This window comes from Desulfobacterales bacterium (assembly GCA_034520365.1).
GTDB lineage: Bacteria > Desulfobacterota > Desulfobacteria > Desulfobacterales > Desulfosalsimonadaceae > M55B175.
In genome coordinates this window covers 46,428-66,187 of record JAXHNP010000007.1, presented here as the reverse complement: position 1 = coordinate 66,187, position 19,760 = coordinate 46,428, and the positions used below count along the sequence as shown (strand labels likewise).

Annotated in this window: 10 protein-coding genes and 1 riboswitch; of the genes, 9 read left to right on the top strand and 1 reads right to left on the bottom strand. The window is 47.0% G+C overall.

All coding sequences use genetic code 11. The features are described from left to right. Nucleotides 1-25 precede the first annotated feature (25 nt). The 5 genes from U5L07_14605 to U5L07_14585 all read left to right on the top strand — a co-directional run bounded on the left by U5L07_14605 (nt 26) and on the right by U5L07_14585 (nt 9,273). Nucleotides 26-2,926 (top strand): hypothetical protein, encoded by a 2,901-nt coding sequence (locus tag U5L07_14605; protein ID MDZ7832975.1) that lies wholly within the window; start codon nt 26-28, stop codon nt 2,924-2,926. 713 nt (nt 2,927-3,639) lie between these two features. Next, nucleotides 3,640-5,781 carry a LamG-like jellyroll fold domain-containing protein gene (locus tag U5L07_14600; GenBank protein ID MDZ7832974.1) on the top strand — a complete coding sequence of 714 codons (2,142 nt, stop codon included), beginning with the start codon at nt 3,640-3,642 and terminating at the stop codon, nt 5,779-5,781. A gap of 618 nt (nt 5,782-6,399) precedes the next feature. Further along, nucleotides 6,400-6,795: a hypothetical protein gene (locus tag U5L07_14595; protein ID MDZ7832973.1), complete on the top strand. Its 396-nt coding sequence runs from the start codon at nt 6,400-6,402 to the stop codon at nt 6,793-6,795. A 580-nt stretch (nt 6,796-7,375) separates the two neighbouring features. Beyond that, nucleotides 7,376-8,218: an ice-binding family protein gene (locus U5L07_14590; protein MDZ7832972.1), complete on the top strand. Its 843-nt coding sequence runs from the start codon at nt 7,376-7,378 to the stop codon at nt 8,216-8,218. A gap of 542 nt (nt 8,219-8,760) precedes the next feature. Continuing rightward, the gene (locus tag U5L07_14585) at nt 8,761-9,273 is read left to right on the top strand and encodes a hypothetical protein (protein ID MDZ7832971.1); all 513 of its coding nucleotides are present in this window, start codon (nt 8,761-8,763) and stop codon (nt 9,271-9,273) included. On the opposite strand, the gene U5L07_14580 is transcribed toward U5L07_14585, so the two are convergent. After that, nucleotides 9,216-10,637 carry a tail fiber domain-containing protein gene (locus tag U5L07_14580; GenBank protein ID MDZ7832970.1) on the bottom strand — a complete coding sequence of 474 codons (1,422 nt, stop codon included), beginning with the start codon at nt 10,635-10,637 and terminating at the stop codon, nt 9,216-9,218. The genes U5L07_14585 and U5L07_14580 overlap by 58 nt on opposite strands. Before the next feature lie 144 nt (nt 10,638-10,781). Further along, nucleotides 10,782-10,885, bottom strand: a riboswitch (cyclic di-GMP riboswitch). Between the two features lie 1,011 nt (nt 10,886-11,896). Between U5L07_14580 and U5L07_14575 the strand changes: the two genes are divergently transcribed. From U5L07_14575 to U5L07_14560, 4 genes are all read left to right on the top strand, one after another. Continuing rightward, on the top strand, nt 11,897-14,392 hold the full coding sequence (locus tag U5L07_14575; GenBank protein MDZ7832969.1) for a carboxypeptidase-like regulatory domain-containing protein: 2,496 nt from the start codon (nt 11,897-11,899) through the stop codon (nt 14,390-14,392). Between the two features lie 1,102 nt (nt 14,393-15,494). Beyond that, nucleotides 15,495-17,810, top strand: a complete 2,316-nt coding sequence (locus U5L07_14570) for a hypothetical protein (protein MDZ7832968.1) — start codon at nt 15,495-15,497, stop codon at nt 17,808-17,810. 422 nt (nt 17,811-18,232) lie between these two features. Beyond that, the gene (locus U5L07_14565; GenBank protein ID MDZ7832967.1) at nt 18,233-18,556 is read left to right on the top strand and encodes a hypothetical protein; all 324 of its coding nucleotides are present in this window, start codon (nt 18,233-18,235) and stop codon (nt 18,554-18,556) included. Between the two features lie 67 nt (nt 18,557-18,623). Then, complete coding sequence (locus U5L07_14560; protein ID MDZ7832966.1) at nt 18,624-19,757, top strand: M12 family metallo-peptidase; 1,134 nt, start codon at nt 18,624-18,626, stop codon at nt 19,755-19,757. The last annotated feature ends 3 nt before the right edge of the window (nt 19,758-19,760 follow it).

Below are 19,760 nucleotides of genomic sequence, written 5' to 3'. Positions count from 1 at the left end.
TTTTCCAGGAGGAGAGGGTTGAAAAATGAAATACACGTACAATAAGATTTTTTGTTTGACGATGGGAATTTTAACAATATTGGCTGCGGTTTTTTTAATAAATTCTCGAGTTGCTGCCGAAGGAATGACGATTACAAAAATAGGCGAATGGGGAACCGGTGTTTATGAGGATGTTTTTGTTGAAAGTGGTTATGCCTATTGCGCTGCCGCAGGAGCAGGACTCGACATAATTGATATCAGAGAACCGTCAAACCCAAAAAAAATCGGAAATTGTGACACTTCTGAATATGCAGACAACGTTTACGTTGATGGCAAATATGCATTTGTTACCTCCCTTTCAGGAGACCTAAATGTTATCAATATCAGTAATCCAGAAAGTCCTTCTTTGGAAGGCTACCTTCAAACAGTTAATTTTATTAGTGATGTGGCAGCTTCCGGCGGATATGCTTATCTTGCGCATGACTATAAAGGCCTTTATATTATTTCAGTACAAGACCCGACACAACCGCTGTTAGTGTATCAGTTTGATGTCTCGGCAAATGGAATAAGGGGAGTTTGTGTGGAGGGTGATTACGCTTACTTAACGGACGACCAAAATCAAATTTTGCGAGTGCTCGATATCAAAGATCCGAACAGTCCAGTAGAGGTCGGGGCATTTGAATTAGCCGAAGTACCTTTAAAAGTGCATGTCTCTTGCGGATATGCCTATTTGCTGCTCTCCGACGGTATCCATCGAAAAGTAAAAATTTTTGATATCAGTGATCCTGCAACCCCTGATTTAGTGGAAACATATGAAGTCTCTGACAATGCCAGTCGATTAACAAGCGCCGCTAACTATTTATATATCGCGTCAGGCGAGTCTGGATTGCAAATTATAAATGTTAGTGATCCGGCCAATCCCTCTTTGACAGGAACCTATGATACGGCAGATTCTGTAAGGTCAGTTGGATTAAGCACAGGCTATGCATTTTTAGCGGATGGTTTCGGTGGGTTGAAAGCTATTGATATCAGTAATCCGTCAACACCTGCTTTGACAGGTGTTTACGACACATCAGGAGACGCAGTAGATGTCTATTCAAGCGATGGCTATGCTTACTTGGTGAACAGGGAAGGATTAAAAATTATTAATGTTATAAATCCGTCCAATCCTATTTTAGCGGGGACCTATGAGACGCCGGGGGATGCGGTTGGGATCTTTATCGACGGGGATTACGCTTATATTGCAGATGCTCAAAATGGATTACAAATATTGGATATTTCAGATCCGACAACTCCAATTTCGGTTGGAAAGATGGAACCACTAACGGCACTTGATGTTTATATAATGGATGGATATGCCTTCATCGCTTGTGGCACTGACGGATTAAAGGTTGTTGATGTCAAAGATCCTTCATCTCTAAAATTGGTTGACGACTATTCTATTTACAATCGGGCCCTCGATGTCTATGTAACAGGTAATTACGCGTATGTAGCAAGTTATACTCAAGACCTTAAAGTTTTTAATGTAAGTAATCCTGCTAATCTCTCATATGTTGGAGGATATACCACAAGTAATTTTGTTGAAAGCGTCTATGTGGACGGCGACCATGCCTATGTTGTTGAGAGAGGGCCAGTCAGCACTCGCGGATATTTGCGGAACTTTGATGTCTCCATTCCAGGTAGTCCTACCGGAATTTCATATCTGGAAGTGAATGGTGCGGCTTCTGTTTTTATGGAAGGCAACTTTGCATATGTGGCCGCCAGAGAATATGGCTTGCAGATTGTTGATGTAAGCAACCCGAATGAAATGGTGCTTTTCAAGAATTATGACACGCCAGGTTATGCTATGGCAACGCATGTAAAGGATCAATATACCTATGTGGCCGACGGTTATAGCGGTAAGTTGATAATTTTTCCTGCTGCGGGTTCCAGTTCTGATACAGACAGTGACGGACTCCCCGATGAGCTGGAACAGCAAGTCTGCACCGATCCAAATGACGCGGACACGGATAATGACGGCATCATTGATGGCGATGAAGATGTTAATCACAATGGCGTGGTTGATGCTGGGGAAACGGATCCCTGCGATCTCGACACAGATGGTGACGGAATCCAGGATGGCACCGAACAGGGCATTACCACAGGACATGCGGATACGGATTCCGGCGTGTTTCAACCAGATGGGGATGCTGGTTCCACGACCACTGATCCACTAAATCCGGACTCCGATTATGATGGTCTGACCGACGGTCAGGAGGATGTCAATTTTAATGGTGCCGTGGACGCCGGGGAGCGGGACCCCAATATTAAGGATCATACATTTGACGCTAATTCAGCAACATTTACCAATCCATTGATGCCTTCCGGTGCCGATACAATAGGTGGAAAACTGGAATATGAAGGATTTGGGACACTGGCGGGTTATGAGCGTTACATAGAAACAGTTGGCAAGGAAATTGTGGACGGAGTCGAATGCGTAAAAGTCATGGTCCGCGGTTTTGGCAATGATCCGGATCCAGATGTAGACACGGAGTGGTATTATACGTGGTTGGCTGAAGACACAGATCAATGCATTTGGAGCCTTAAAGGGTACAATGGCATGTATGAAGTCGCTGTAACGCATGGGGCCGCCGGGGCTTATTTGACCATGCCAGCCGACCCAGTTGCAGGACAAGTTTTTTATCCTTTCGAACATGATGTGGACTCTAAAGAAGTGCTTGGAACCGACCTCACGGTTCCTTCGTTGGGAACTGGTAGCGGCCCATTTTCAGGTGTTGTTAAATTAAATGTTTCCAAATTAGGCGGAACCGTTTTTGAACAGGAATATTATGCACCTGGGAGTTGGATCGTAAAACATGAGATGAATGGCGGAGCAAGTGGATGGGAGTTGAAAACTGATATTAATACAAAAGCCTTGCCAGCTCTAATGTTGCTTTTATCAGATTAATATATAGTAAATCTCGTTTAAGGCAGGGCTCTCACCATCCTGCCTTTTTATATCAAAAGTGAACCTTCGGTCAAAAACGATCACGGTGAATTTGTTCTGGCGAACAACACAATAACCATGGGGTTGTTCGCATGTAAGGTCGGCACGGTGGCCGACCCTATCAAAATGTCGGCATTGTCGCGTAGGGCGGGCCACCGTGCCCGCCTGAAAAATAGATAGAACAAATTTACCGTGCAAAAACGATATTTATGCAAGCATCTACGCCGCTCCGGACAGTCAAACAGAAAAGACAGTAATCCGGGACCCTGGCCCTCCTAAAACCACCACCACATCTTGTGCTTCTCCTTTTAATTGGATAACTGACAGGGCCTTTTTAAAGTGCTTACCATGAACTTCAAATTCTGAGGGCAGGATAAGGTTTTTTGTTCAGTCAAATATTTAAATTTTTATCTTTCCGATTTTTTTCTTTATTTATTCTAAAATTTTTGCTTTAATTGTTTTTCATTTTATCAATCCGTTTTTCAATGGCAACTACATGTTATTTGAACTTTTCTCAAATACATTTGAGTCAAAGATGATGCAAACTCCTGTCATTTATTCTACTCATAGTATCAATCTTACCCAAAAAAGTCTTTTTATAATCATATCCCGGAAGCGTTAGTTTTGTTTAAACTTTAACTTAGCATTCAAGGAAGGTATGGGAGGGCAAAAGGATGAGGAGTCTCAAACCATTTGTATTTATCTTTTTATTTTTGTTTTTATCTGTTGGACTGGCACATGCTGACTTAAATAATGGTTTAGTTGCCTATTGGCCATTTAATGGCAATGCCAATGATGCAAGCGGGAACGGTAATCATGGGACCTTAAATGGTGCTACTTTAGCAACTGATAGGCATGGAAATCCAAACAGTGCTTATAATTTAGATGGTATTGATGACTACATTGACATTGGCAATAATGTAAAACCTCAATTTCCTGCGACGATTAGCCTTTGGGTAAAATTGGACCAAATAAATGATAATGCTTCAGTTTTCAGAAATGATCAGAACGACAGCGGCAGTTATCGCTATGGCTTATCTATTGGGATTCATAAAACCGGAGAAATTGGAATTGGCTATACGGAGGGATATTCCGCGCCTTCCAATCGTCAAAACTATCAGACCTTTGATTCAGTTATTAGAATCAATCGTTGGTACCATATCGTTGCAAAATTTAATGCGCATAAGAATATGCAAATATTTGTAAACGGAACCGAGATGGCTGGATTTATGATTGATAGCGGGACGGGTTCGGGCTTGAGTTATTCAAGTGCAAATGGAGCTATTGGGAATTACAAGACAAATGTGCCATCACTCCGTTGGATTTTTACCGATGGAAAAGTAGATGATGTGAGAGTATATAATCGCTCGCTTTCAAACCAAGAAATCCGAACCCTTTATAATGAAAACGATTTTGACGATGACGGCGATGGCTACACTGAAAGCGAAGGTGATTGCAATGATAATGATCGGTATATAAATCCAGGAGCCATTGAGCTTTGCGACGGGAAAGACAATAATTGTAATGGTGTAATCGACGAGGGCTGTTCAAATCTTCCCACTTCTGGGCTTGTTGCCTATTGGCCATTTAATGGCAATGCCAATGATGCAAGCGGGAACGGTAATCATGGGACCTTAAATGGTGCTACTTTAGCAACTGATAGGCATGGAAATCCAAACAGTGCTTATAATTTAGATGGTATTGATGACTACATTGACATTGGCAATAATGTAAAACCTCAATTTCCTGCGACGATTAGCCTTTGGGTAAAATTGGACCAAATAAATGATAATGCTTCAGTTTTCAGAAATGATCAGAACGACAGCGGCAGTTATCGCTATGGCTTATCTATTGGGATTCATAAAACCGGAGAAATTGGAATTGGCTATACGGAGGGATATTCCGCGCCTTCCAATCGTCAAAACTATCAGACCTTTGATTCAGTTATTAGAATCAATCGTTGGTACCATATCGTTGCAAAATTTAATGCGCATAAGAATATGCAAATATTTGTAAACGGAACCGAGATGGCTGGATTTATGATTGATAGCGGGACGGGTTCGGGCTTGAGTTATTCAAGTGCAAATGGAGCTATTGGGAATTACAAGACAAATGTGCCATCACTCCGTTGGATTTTTACCGATGGAAAAGTAGATGATGTGAGAGTATACAATCGCTCCCTTTCAAATCAAGAAATTCAATCTCTTTATTTGGAAGATAGCCCTGACAATGATGGAGATGGATATACCGTTAGTCAGGGAGACTGCAATGACAATGATCCCTATGTCAATCCAGCAGCCATTGAACTCTGTTACGATGGAATAGACAATGACTGTGACGGCGATATTGACTGCAATGATATTGACTGTGGTTGTTTTCCGAAGAGAACGGTCTATCGCTTCTATAAACCCTTAAAGGGAGTGCATTTTTATACTGCCAGTGAAACAGAAAGAGATCATGTTAAAACGCTACCACATTTTAAATATGAGGGCCCGGCATTTAAAGTGCCAAGGCATAAGTCAGAAATATCGAAACCCGTTTATCGGTTTTTCAAAAAGACAACAGGAGTGCATTTTTATACGGTATCGGAAAATGAAAAGAATAATGTGAAAGAGATGGAAAGGTTCAAATATGAGGGGATTGCGTATTATGCTTTTCCCGAAAGAGCCGATGGCACGATACCTTTATATCGATTTTTTAAAAAATCGATAGGTTTTCATTTCTATACAGTGAGTGAGGCTGAGAAAAACAATATAATAGAAAATTTGCCTGCATATAAGTATGAAGGCATAGCGTATTATGTCTATCCGAAATAATAATTGGTTTTCTTAATCTAAATAAAGATATAGCCCTGGCTCCCAACCGGGGCTCTTCTTTTGAAAACCTGATTTTTTTGGCATTACGGCTAATAGGTATATGAACACTTCCCCTACCTGCTGAGCACTATCAAGCAGAAAAGACAGTAATGCCGGCCCTTGGTCCGCCACAGGTCACTACCACATATTGTATGCCCCATCTTTACAGGATAGCTGACAGGTCCTTTTTACATTCTTCACTCACCTATTGAAATTATTGATCAACATTATGGCAAGCATGTTGAGAATTTCAACACCCCTAAAATGCGCGCAATGCTATGAATTCTTGATTTAAATTAAATCAAAGTCCATGGCGTAATCCCTTCCACTATATATTGTGCCGATTACCGAGTTGTAAAAGGGCATGATGTTATCGATATTCTCCATCCTTAAAAAATTTGGAATACTGTCGTTTTAGTCACTATTGTGCAATGGGTTGGCAGTTTTTTGGGGTTAGATAGATCGTAGCAGTGGAATCGAGGGTGCCCGCTAAATTCCGGAAATCCGCGTAGTTTTTACCGATTTTGGCGGCACCGGTCGTCCCGTTGGCGCCGTGATACAAAATCCGGGACGACTAGGGTGATTTATCAGTCCAAGAATGACGACTCATCCAAAACCTTTGACGCGCTGGACTGGCTGGCGCAACTGACCACCCATATTCCAAACCGGGGGGAGCAGATGTGCCAGTACTATGGTTACTATTCAAACAAATCCCGGGGCATGAGAAAGAAATCCGGGGCGGATGATGCGTTGCCAACATTGATGGAACCGGTTCTGACATCCTGCGACATTCGGAAAAGCTATTTCCGGCTGATTCAGAAGGTGTATCATGTGGACCCGCTAAAGTGCCCGAAGTGTCAGGGAACTATGAAGACCATCGCCTTTATCGAGGAGTCGGACACCATCCGGAAAATTCTGGTGCATCTGGACCTCTGGGATATCCGTAACCATGATCCGCCGGTCAAAAAAATCTGAGCATATTCCGGAGTTGACGTATGATGATTCCTGTTTTCAACTCCCGTTTTCCGATGCCTGGATGCAATAATAGAAATTGAGGCATGCAGGATCGGTGCATTCAAAATCGGTGAAAACGGCATAGATTTTCACAATTTTTCGGACATCATCGATTCATCCAACATAATCTGCCGACCATTCAAAATCGACCCTCGCACCTACCACAAAATGAAGCGCCTGTTAAAACTTGACATATAAGACGATTTCTGAGATGGTTGAATCATGAAAAGCAATGCCTTATTCTTCCTCCTTAAATCCCTCATTTTGGTCCTTCATCAGCATGATACTGCGGATGGGCATTGCCCTGGCCGGATTTAAGCTTTCGCGGGTGCGGATTGGGAACAGCTGCTGGTGTGCCTCCTCGGATTTGTTATTGTACGTTGGATCGTAAAGCTGCGATCCACCCCAGTGCTTGCATCTCATAAAGACCAGGCGAATGGGCTGATCAAATGAACAGAAATTTAATGTATTCGACATAACAAACACTTTTTAACCAATCTGGACGTAGTATTAAAATTAAAGGAAGAGGGGAAACGAAAAAATGAATAGAATACTTCTGAGAATAAGTCTTGTTATTGCCATTATTTTAACATCATTTAGTGTAAGCACTGCGACTACTATCGTTCTTGGGGATGACTTTTATGTGATAGGAAGTCCTAATGTAGTGCCCAACAATCCGCTGGCGCCAACCCTGGGTGAAGTTGATCGTTTCGTCATCCTCGCCTCCCAGGCCATCACCACCACGAGCGGTTCTGCCATCGTCAATGGAGATTTGGGTATTTTCGACCAGGCGCGTTCTTATTACGCGGGATTCACCCCCGGGGCCAGCCCAGGCGAATTTGATGAACTGACCAATGGTTTGTCCTATGCGCACGATGATACAGATCCCGCCCTGATCCCTGCAGGGTATGCCTCGACCATCGCCTTTCTCGATCAGTCGAGAACCGACCTGGGGAACGCATATAATTTCCTGGCGGCTGACCCCAATCCGAACGCCGCAACCCAGGTCTGCCCCAGTGAACTCGGCAATCTGACCATGACCCGTGGCGTTTATAAAACAGCATCCAACGTCACCATCACGACCGGCGATCTCACTCTCGATGCTCAGGGCGTCCCTGATTCCGTCTTTATTTTCACCACCGACGGCAATCTGACCACCGACGCCCCAGGGGGCGACATTGTCCTTATCAATGGAGCGCAAGCCAAGAATGTTTATTGGAGAACGGCTGGAACCACAATCCTCGGGACGGGGACGAGCTTTTTCGGCAATATCTTCGCATGGCCAGAGGTCAATGTATTGACCGACGCCAGCGTCACCGGTCGACTTCTTTCCGTCACAGAACAGGTCACCCTCCAATCCAATGCCGTCACCAAGGCGCCGTAAAGCGAAGTAAATACATCGGTACCGGGTCTTGAATTGTGAATAAAAATCAACATTAGGCAACAGTGTTCATCTTCAAAACCCAGCACTCCATTGAAGCATACAATAGCTTTTCGGCACTTCCGGAGAGCATTGCGCTGCCACAAGATATGGTGCTCTGGATTTTTTTCAAAATAGTATGTGTGAAAGCCGGATCAGTGGAGAATGTTTTTTTCAATCGTCATTCAACGATCTTTCACCATGCGGCTATAAAACTTCAGTTATACTGGACTATACGCCGCTCCGGACTGTCAAACAGAAAAGACAGTAATCCGGGACCCTGACCCTCCTAAGGCCACCACCACATCTTGCGCTTCCCCTTTTAACTGGATAGCAGACAGGGCCTTTTTACAATGTTGATTTATCAGGCTGGCTCCGCTGATGAATATATCGGCAAGGTATCTCGGAATCGTAATATTAAAAAATCTGGACTTGGCAGGGCGTTATGATACAAATATAAATATACCCAATCTTTGAAAGCCAACCCCATAACCAGGAGGCAAGATATGAAAAAGCTCGTTTTATCAATTACGCTCCTGTTTTTCTTTCTCTATGCGCTCCCTGTATCGGCAAGCGGTATTATTATCGGCTCCGGCGGAACAATTAAGCTAAACGGCCAGACAATTAAAATGAACTGCACTGATCTCACGGTTGAAGATGGCGGGAACCTGAACCTGGGACAAGGCTTGATTGATTATTGCCGCCATTTTACGCTTGATAAAGGTGCCGTATTCATTGACGGATCAGGTGAGATCACCTTGTGCGGCACCTGGGAAAACAACAGCACCTTTCAAAAAAGCAGCACCAGCACGATATCCTTTGTGACAGGGTGCGGCGTTGAGCACAGAGTAAAGGGCTCCGGTGATACCGATAACGATGGCGTCTCGGATATGCAGGAAGGATTTCACGATGCCAATGGTGATGGCGTGCCGGATTTTCTGGACAGCACCCTTACGGCTATCTACTGGGCGCCGCCTGCCGCCATACAGATGCTGCTGTTGCTGGACAATGATGAATAATCCCTGTTTTTTAAAATCTCTTCAAGCATTGCCTGTTGCTTTTTTAGCTGGGCTTGCTGCTCTTGCATCTGCCCTTCCAGCTTGGATTTAAGCGCTTCGTTCTCACTCTTAAGTTCCTCAATGGTCTTGATATGCTCGCTATTCAATTCCTTGACCGCCTCCACTAACACCGCTGTTAGCTTGGCATAGGATACCGACTTGTAGCCCTCTGATCCGGTTTTCACCAGTTCAGGCAGAACCTTTTCCACGTCTTGGGCGATCAGTCCGATCTGTTTGTCATCGGATAAGCCTCGCTCTGAATACTCTTCTGTTTTCCATTCAAAAGACACCCCTTCAAGTATCGAGACTTTATCTAAAGAGGCGCTGAGGGGCTGGATGTTCTTTTTCATCCGGACGTCGGATGGGGTTACAGCTTCCGCCATTTCCAGGGTGCCATGGATCTTGACCAGGTCATTGTCGAATTCACCGTAAATCAGGGGGGTGGCAGTTTCCGTGTTGTCGATATACAGCTTGTTTGAGCCGGTCTCGTTATAACCTGCACGATTGCCAATAAAAATATTGGAAGAGCCTTCGGTGTTGTAGAGGCCGGCAAAGTTCCCGAGAAAGGTGTTGTAGTAGCCGGTGGTGTTAAAGCGGCCGGCATAGTACCCGAGAAAGGTGTTTTGGTAGCCGGTGGTGTTGTTATAGCCGGCAAAGTACCCGAGAAAGATGTTTCTGGCGCCTTCAGCGTTGTTGTGGCCCGCATAGTTCCCGAGAAAGGTGTTGTGGTAGCCTTCGGTGTTGAAGCGGCCGGCATAGTACCCGAGAAAGGTGTTGCTGTAGCCGGTGGTGTTGTTGTAGCCGGCATCGTACCCGAGAAAGGTGTTGTAGTTGCCGGTGGTGTTGGAGCGGCCGGCATAGTACCCGAGAAAGGTGTTTTGGTAGCCGGTGGTGTTGTTGTAGCCGGCAGAGTACCCGAGAAAGATGTTGGAGTAGCCGGTGGTGTTGTAGAAGCCGGCATAGTTCCCGAGAAAGGTGTTTTGGTAGCCTTCGGTGTTGAAGAGGCCGGCAGAGTCCCCGAGAAAGATGTTGGAGTAGCCGGTGGTGTTGTAGAAGCCGGCATTGTTCCCGAGAAAGGTGTTTCGGTAGCCTTCGGTGTTGTAGAAGCCGGCATCGTACCCGAGAAAGGTGTTGTAGTTGCCGGTGGTGTTGTTGAAGCCGGCATAAGCGCCTATAAACGTGGCGCTCCGATCCCCCTCTAAATTTGTTCCTGCGCCAGCGCCGAAAAGCGTTTTGCTCGGCTCTTCTGTTGCCCCTAAAACCTGGCCAGCAAACGAAATGCATACCCCCATCCAAAAAATTAAGATTATGGCTTTCTTTCTCATTGGATTCCCCTCCATGTCTTTTGGTGTATCCCTATAGTTTCTTTTACCATTTTCCGCATTATGGCCTTGTTCAATAACCGTTTGCAGGGCCTGAAATCAATTTGAGCAAGCCCCCTGACACAAAAAAAAGCCGGACCACTACATTTTGGCAGCCCGGCTGTCTTTGAACAGAATCAAGGGAAAAACCAGTACCGAAAAGACCCGTGACTTTCCGTCCCAATCTCACGATTGATTTGGTTTTATTATGTTTTTACAATGCCGTGGCCAAAACTCAAAGTCAAATAATTTCCAGGAATTTCAGGAAAATAGTGCGGACTTCAAAAGTGCACATTCCGGCTATAAACTTCAGCTATGCGAATTTTAGGACCGCTCAGCACTCTCAAACAGAGTGCGGGAATTCCAATGCGCAGGCAAATTACAATATATTGTGTCAAGCGACAATTATTTTTGATGGGTCAGCTCGCTCCGGGTTTTTCAGCAATGATAACGGAGACGAGTCTGCCGCGGAGTATGCAACCAGACAAGGAAAAGTATCCTTTTTCACAGACGAATTCCTTCTGCGTCAAAGGCTCCGGAAAAAGAGCGGTGCCGTCCCGATCCTTCCGCGGGCGGGCTTTGGGGCTGTCTTTTTTCAGCTGTCAGAAATTTCAGGTTAGAGTGGACTCCGACGCAAGACCGAAGTACACCATTATTTCCCTGAATGGGCATTTGGCGGGCAAGAGTCTGGCCACATTTTCCCTCGCACCAATGGCGCGTCCATCATAATAGCCGTTGATACATACGTCAGAGGCAAGCCCGCGTCAGAGGCAAGCGCGTACTATCTGTTATAGCCAATCCAGGCCACCTTGATCTGTGATTTTAATCATTCAAGGACATCGCTGTTGAACATTTCCGGACAGGCCTTTATGGCATATAAATATTGACATATCAGAAAGATACTCTATATTTAGTTTATTACTGTCATTACCACCATTACCACCATTGCGACCCTCATATCACTTTAAAAAGATTGCCGATTCTCAGGGATTAATTTGTTTTTGTCTGCACGGGGTGAGGATTTTGCCCCGTCCAGTTGAAAGAAAACAGCCATCGGGATTTTTCGCTGATTAAAAATCATCCGGACAGGACTATTTTTCTTATGTTTCACCGCTCTTGGCGCCCTATCTTCCACCTGGGGAAATTGCCCCCCTCCTGATAATGATCACTCAAAAATTATCGACTGGTATCTGGCCTCCATAGCGGATGGATATCCGGTGTCCATGGTCGCAAACGAGTTGCTTGCCGATGATGTTACCATTGCAGACATGACAGAGGATTATATACTGTTCGGCATTGGCCTTGAATCCAAACCGGGCAGGTTTCTTTCCGAAGCCGTGTTTGCGGATTTCCTGTTTGGTCCGGGCGATACCGGTTCTATGGACGGTGTTGTTTCAGATTCGGGAATAGCCGCCAGGTTTATCCAGAATGTGGAAAACCAGATCCGGTATCGCGGTGAAATCATTCAGGCCGCCAACCTGTGTCCGGAAACGCAAGAGACGCAATCGGTTATTCCCTTGATGCCCGTGGTTCTGGAATCAAAGCTGCAGCCGCCTGCCTTGAGTTCCGAAACTGAAGGAATAATGGAGCATGGGGCCATATCCGGTTATGTTTCCGGACCAAGCGGGACAGAATTGTTCAATGCTGAGGTAAGGGCTTACGATTCAAATGGTCGATCGGTTGGCTCTACTTTCACGGACGAGGCCTTAGGCTACTATAACCTCGGAAATCTTGCCCCTGACACGTATAAAATTTATTTTCAGTCCTATTCTCCGAGCCACGCCTCAGAATTTTACAATGACAAGCCAGTGATGAAATTCGCCGATCCCGTGGGGGTAACCGGCGGCAATACCACTTCCGGGATCGACGCGCAGCTGGAACTCGGCGGGTTGATCACCGGTTTGGTGAGCGATGCCTCTGGCATACCACTTAGCGGCATCAGGGTCTATTGTTATAACAAGTACCAGGAAATGATCATGTCGGTTTATACCGGCACCGACGGCACCTATTCCATAGGCTGGCTCAGAGAAGGTACCTATAAATTGCGGTTTTATGATTATGCCGGTACTTATTCAGTTGAATGGTATGACAATAAAACCAATTTCTGTGAAAGCAACGCCATCAGCGTGACAGCGGGCGCCACCACTTCAGGTATCAATGCGGCCCTTGCGGAAGCCGGCAGCATCTCCGGAAAGGTAAGCGCTTCATCCGGCGCTGGTATTGAAAGCCTTTGGGTATATGCCTATGATGCCGATGATTATTACAATTATGACAGGCGAGAATCTGCCCGGACGGATGCCTCGGGAGACTATACCATCACCCGGCTTGCGCCGGGTTCTTACAAAGTGAGGTTCTCGAATTATCAGAACTATATGGAGGAGTGGTATAACAATGATTCCCATTATTGCGGTGCAAGCGAGTTGAGCGTGTCTCAAGGGCAGCACCGCACCGGCATTAATGCCACGCTGGATATGGGCGGCAGTATTTCCGGGACGGTTCGGGATCTGGCCGGCAATGGGTATGCCAATTGCTACGTCTCGGTTTATGATTCAGACGGCAGTTATGTCCTAAACGCTTATCCAGACAGCAACGGCCACTATGCTGCCCAGGGGCTGGCAAGCGGCAATTATCGGTTAAGAGCCAGTGATAGGGCCGGCATCTATGAGCCTATATATTATATTAACAAGCAGTCCTTAGGCGAGGCCGACGAGGTTTCTGTAACCCCGGGGACGGACGCTTCGGGCATAGACATTCAGTTCACCACTGAAATAGGCGGGGGCGATGGTTTTACCATCAGCGGCTATGTTTATGACGCCAATGATGTGCCGGTTAGTTACTGCCCTGTTCGGCTTCTCGACACGACAACCGGAAATTTTGTCAAGTATGACAGTTCAGATTATGGAACCGGCGCCTATCAATTTACCGGTGTGAGTGCAGGAAGTTATAAAGTTTATTTTGAAGCCTATAATTCCCGGCAGCCAAACTGCATTAGTGAATGGTACAATAACAAGGCTGATAAGGATACGGCAAATACTATCACCATAACGGACAGCGATGTACAAAACATCAACGCAACACTGGATTTTGGGGGGACGATCCAGGGGTGGGTCAAGACGCCGGCGGGCGCAGCCCTTGTTTCCGGGAATGTGGCAATTGAGGAGAATTCAACAGGCTATCAACGCTCCGTAAGCATTAATTGCGGCGTATATGTGATTCAGGGATTGCCCGCGGGCAGCTATAATTTTCAGGTCACCCCCTATTCCCAATATTATTACTATGACTCAGCCAGCGTCTCCCCCATATCCGTTACAGTCGGTCAAATTACCGAATATAACCACACGATTGAATCTCAGCCGGGCGGGGCCATCACCGGCAGGAGTACCTATTACAAGGATGGCAAACAGGTTTGGCCGGTGAGCGGAAATGTCTATGTGTATGATGAATCCGGCTCTTACACCTGCAATTACTATTTGAATGCATACAATTGCGGTCGGTACAACCGGAATCCAAGCAAATATTTGCAACCGGCTGTTTATTTTGTGAGATTCTACAATTACGCAGACAGTACGTCAGCATGGTACAACCGTAAGGAATCCATGGCTGCTGCCGACCCTGTGGACGTAGTGAGCGAGCAGACCACCGACGGCATAGACTGTATTTTTGGCAATCCCGGCACCGCGGCATTACCAGGGATTTTTTTGTTCCTGCTGGATGAATAAGGAAACAAGACCGCCGGGATAGGTTGTCGACGACCAGTAATAACCGGAGATGGTATCATCGGCTAAAATGTCAAAAATTGCCGGATTGGATGTTGCGTCATCAATCAGGGTCTGGAGTTCATTAATGTCGGGCAGCCGCCAGTCGGTATGATTTGCCCGTCTTAGACCCTCAGCGGCAGCCAGGGCCTCCTGCCAGTTATAAGCGGCTGGCGTTCCGCTGCATTCGTTTGTTGCTTCATCCCATGTTTGCCCATGGCTGCATTTCTGCCATACAAGGCCGGTATTGTGGTCCGTAATCGTACCGTCTTCATTGTCGGTCGCTGGGGCAGGGAATCTGATGGCCCTCCGCGGACAGCTCTGGCGTGGCTTCTCAGGTCATCTAATGCCCAACAGTACAGGAGTATTTTTGTTTTAATCTGAGTTTAACGTCAATCTGTCGTCAATGTCACTAACTTTAGTGTGTTAAATATTTAAATTTATAGTTTCGTTCAGACCCTAAATAACCTCTCAGTAACCGCCATTCCATATTATCTTTGGAAGTATTCCCTCCCGGGCCGTGCGCCCGGGACCGAGCTAAAAATAACTTTAAAGGCACTGAGGCACGGTAAATTTGTTCTATCTATTTTTCAGGCGGGCACGGTGGCCCGCCCTACGAATGGGGAAAAACCCGATTCATCGTAGGGTCGGCCACCGTGCCGACCATAAGTTCTTGATTTCATTCGCCTAATACCTAATACCTAATACCTAATACCTAATACCTAAAACCCGTCAAGTTACTTAGAAGTATTCCCCCCGGGCTGCCGCCCGGGACCGAGCTAAAAATAACTTTAAAGGCACTAAGGCACTAAGGCACTAAGTTTTTAAACTGTAAACCGTGAGCTATGCCGCATCCCCACTTTGAAAAAGGGGGGATTGGGGGGATTTGTATTGTGTCACGATGAAGATCCCCCTAAATCCCACTTTGTCACTATTGCCAAAATGCCATTTGATTTATCGTATATATTTTGCTATCTCAAAAGAACCGTTTTACAACGTATTTGGGAAATGCGTTTTCAATAAAAGAAATACATTGTAACTATTTGCGCCAGAGGTAACAGTAAACATGTATTCCCTCCCCAAATGTATTCGAGGCCCCGTTTCGTCCTTTTTGATCGTCGGATTCCTTCTCATCGCCTGCCTGGGTTTGCCGTCATTAGCTTCAGCAATGGTGCTGGAGGTCGGGTGTCCTCAATCCAGTTCCATGCTTGTTCTTGATACTGTTGACGAAGTCATTCATCGGGGAGATATGGGGGTAAAAATGAAGCTGCCCATTTCTCAGGACCCCATATCCGATATGGAAATAATCTTGGCACCGGGCACCTATAATACCGCCTCGGGTGACGTGACACTTCATCTTCAGTTTCGCTTAGAATCCATTCCCGAAGAAGACATTTCATACTACACCGGGGAAACGCCAATCCGAATAGAAGGCCCTGGTATTCCGTGGGAGAACGTCCATCTGAATGTCTCCACAGGGGCCATGGAAGGCGGGGCAGGGTATTGGGCGGAGTTTGCCGCCGCCATCAATTACAGTACAGGCTACAGAAGATTGCTCTACAAGCTCACCCTTCCGCCTGAAATACCTGTTAAATTCTATATTGATCGGGTCTTTAAGGAGCTGGAAATGCTTGATATTTTGGACCGCCCTGCCGGTCCCATTGACCATTGGTTTCAGATCATAGAGACCAGCTTTGGTGAAGACTGTGATGAAGGCGCTCCCTTGAGTGCCTACTCCGAATACACCATGAACGAGCAACCTGCTGCTGACATTCCGGTGACAATCAGCGGAGTGAATGCCATTTTTGAGCCCACTACCGCAACTACGGACGCAGAGGGCATATTCGGGGTGGCTGCGTTTGCTGATCCTGAAATTTTCTTAAGTTCAAATGTGACATCAGACCAGGTTTCGCAAGAATCGACCACCAAGAGCAACGAGGTAACAGCGGGAGGAGAACTGTACATAGAGTTTAAAGAAACAGTCCGCAAAAGGGGATTGAGCGGCGCCTACTGCGAAGTCATACGGGTGGAGGGTACAGTACGGGTTATCGGCGGAAGCGGTACAGTCCAAAAAGGGGATATTTTAAGGCCCGGAACGAAACTTTCCCTCGCCACCGGATGGGGCACGATTTCCCAGATTGGACTGCGCTTTATCAACGGCTCGACTGTTGAAGTAATCCAGGACGTCTACACCAACGCCTGTCTTGCGGATATCATCGAGATCGGCAAGACAGGGTTCGTCAACCAAAGCGTGATCCAGGGAACGACGCCTTTGGCCAGCGTCTCCAGAGAATTGTGTGAGGCATACGGCAACCTGCCCAATACGCCGGAAGAATGGGCAAGAACGGCCGGACGGGTAGCGGTGCAAACGGGTGCGTCCATGATTGTTCCAGGTTCGGGAATCGCTGCCTTTTCTCTTAAATATGGGGTTAAAACCGCCGCAGGAGAAGCGTATGATTGCATCATTACCTCGCCCCAGTCCATAAAACAGAATGTTCAAAAAAATGTTTTGAAGCTAAACGACACAACCCCTGACGCGAACAAGCTGGCTTTTGTTGATTTCTACTATGATGGTTCCACCCGGGTGGCCAGCAACCTTGGAGATTTACCCGTCTACGCTGATACGACCGCTACAGATACGCCTCTGATCCTGGCTTCTACAGGCGACTGGGTCGAAATTGACGGGACTGTGGACAGGACCTGGCAGAATGTGGATCTGGGGCAAATCGACGGGGAAGGGCCCATCCTCCGCCTGGGCTGCGAAGCTGATCCGGCGCATTACACCACCCGATTCGAACTTATAGCGCATGACACGGCCGGGGTGGATACCGCGTCGTTCCTGGCCCAGATCAATGGCGAACCCTCCACTGAATTCCAGGCAAAAGACGAGCAAACCTGGCAGGCTGTATTGCCTGGTACTCCACCCACGGGGACGATTTCCTTCCGGCTTCTCGATAAGTTTGGCAATGAATCCTTCCTGGAATGGAGCGCTGCTTCCATGCCGGAAGCCCCGGCCTTGGTAGAAACATTACCGGGAAAATGGGACAAGGGTTCTTCGTACATTTCCTGGGAAACATCGACAGAAATGGATTCATCGGATCTTCTCTGCTATGAGGTTCGTCAAATCTGGCGATCCGCCGATACCCTCAGTTGGGCCAGCGGTCCATGGATTTCTGTCGGTCGGGCCGAAGAAGTCTGGCTGGATGTTCCGGAGGGGGTCGCTCTGGGTACAGCGTTTTACCTGGAAATACGAACTGTCACCCAAAACGGCATTTCAGGCTTCGCTGCCCGGTCTGAAGAACTGGCTTATGCAGAAACCCAGCCCAGTTATTTTGGCGGTCCTCCCATAGGCGCGATATTAAATCTTCTTCTGGGTGGGTGATATCTTGAATTCCGCTTTTTGAAAAAGTGATGGCTTCGCAAAAAGTCCAATATCTTTGTTGCGCTGCATCCCTCGGAATTTCACGTACGATTAAGTACGCTGCATTCCTCGGGATTTGCGCGCCGCGATTTTGACTTTTTGCTTTGCCATCCCAAAATTGACTTTATACGAGACTGTCAGTGATGCAAAATTTAAAACGAAGCGCTTTTCTTATATTTTTTACCTGCGGTTTGTTGGTTTCTGCCAGCGTTTTCGCAGAAATTGACAGCATTGACGTATTGCGGCCTTCAGCCATTCAATCAAACAATACGGTTAATGATAACGGAGGCCGGCCTGCCGAGGCGTATTTAAACAGACAAGGGGCAGTATCCTTTTCCGCAGAAAAATTCCTTCCGCGGTCAAAGCCTGCCGGAAAAAGAGGGGTGCCGTCCCAATCCTTCCGCGGGCGGTCCCTGGAGTTGTCTTTTTTCAGTGGCCAGAAATTTCAGGTTAAGGTGGACTCCGATGCAAGACCGAAGCACAATATTATTTCCCTGAATGGGCATTTGGCCGGCAGGGATCTGGCCACATTTTCCCTAACCGTCACACCGGAAAGCTTCATTATTACACTTCAGGACCTTGATGCGGCCAGGGTGTACCGGGTTGTCGGGGATACGGAAACCGGCGAAGGAAAGGTTCAAGAAATTGACATGAAGAAGATGCCGCCCATGAAACACCTTCCGCCCAGGATTCCCCCGGAAAATTAACCGGACAAATGGTGCGGAAAACAATCAGCTCCGGATGAAGAAGCAAACCGCTCGAAAAGGACCTGGAATGGAAATACCTGAAAATAGATTTTACCGGCTGCGCAGCATGGGATGTTCATTGGCCGTTCTCCTGTTCATATTATTTGCAGCCGCGCCTGCCGCCCCATCGACAACCATCGACATTATGCTGGTCTATGATACCACCGCCACCTCATGGGTTGCGCAAAACGGGGGGTTGACGGCATTTTCGCAGGATACCGTCAACCGCCTGAATTTGAGCCTCCAGAACAGTGAGGTGGACATTTCGTTCCGGCTGGTTCACTCGGTGGCCGTGGATTATACGCATGAGAATGTAGAAACCGAAAACGGAACTGACTATAATCTTGATACTGATTTGAATGCAATAACATACGGAGATGGGGCTTTTGCAGAGGTACATACCCTGAGGGATGACTACGGCGCCGATGTGGTGGCTCTGCTCGTGGATACGGGAACCCCTTACGGATGGGTCGGCGTTGGCTGGCTGCTTTCATACCCCGGCGGTAGTCCGGGCTACGCATTTACCGCCAGTGCCATTCAGTCCGTGGCCATCAGCACGACACTGGACCATGAGATAGGTCACAATCTGGGCGCAGATCATGCAAAGGATCAGAAAAGTTATCCAGGACCTAACAAGGCGCTTGCTTCTTATTCGGCAGGGTGGTATTTTCCGGGCACCAAGAGCGCGGGGTACCACACTATTATGGCATATAGTGATAAAGATGGGAACGGATATCCAGATTACCAGAGTGCGCCCCTGTTTTCAACGCCCCTGGTGACCTATGAGGGCACGCCTGCCGGTGATGCGGCTGACGGCGACAATGCACGGCTTCTTTGCGAGACAATGGATGCGGTCGCGGATTATCGGGATTCTATGGGCACTCTGCAGGTGGCCATCGAACCTGCTGAGGCCTGTGCTGACGGGGCCCGGTGGCGCCGTGCCGGCACAGAGATATGGCTAAGCAGCGACGAAACGGAATGGGATTTGCCGGCGGGCGATTATACAATAGAATTCAAGGCCGTCACCGGCTGGGATAAGCCGGCTGATCAAGGGGTAACGGTTCTCTGCGGCCAAACCACAACAGAAACGGGACAATATACCCTGCCCGGAGCCAAACCAAAATTTATGCCCTGGATACCATTGCTTCTCAAGGATGATTAAAAA

Excerpts from the sequence above, each read along its gene's own strand:
- U5L07_14605 (MDZ7832975.1), top strand. The coding sequence starts at position 26 with ATGAAATACACGTACAATAAGATTTTTTGTTTGACGATGGGAATTTTA.
- U5L07_14600 (MDZ7832974.1), top strand. The coding sequence starts at position 3,640 with ATGAGGAGTCTCAAACCATTTGTATTTATCTTTTTATTTTTGTTTTTA.
- U5L07_14590 (MDZ7832972.1), top strand. The coding sequence starts at position 7,376 with ATGAATAGAATACTTCTGAGAATAAGTCTTGTTATTGCCATTATTTTA.
- U5L07_14585 (MDZ7832971.1), top strand. The coding sequence starts at position 8,761 with ATGAAAAAGCTCGTTTTATCAATTACGCTCCTGTTTTTCTTTCTCTAT.
- U5L07_14580 (MDZ7832970.1), bottom strand. The coding sequence starts at position 10,637 with ATGAGAAAGAAAGCCATAATCTTAATTTTTTGGATGGGGGTATGCATT.
- U5L07_14575 (MDZ7832969.1), top strand. The coding sequence starts at position 11,897 with ATGGTCGCAAACGAGTTGCTTGCCGATGATGTTACCATTGCAGACATG.
- U5L07_14570 (MDZ7832968.1), top strand. The coding sequence starts at position 15,495 with ATGTATTCCCTCCCCAAATGTATTCGAGGCCCCGTTTCGTCCTTTTTG.
- U5L07_14560 (MDZ7832966.1), top strand. The coding sequence starts at position 18,624 with ATGGAAATACCTGAAAATAGATTTTACCGGCTGCGCAGCATGGGATGT.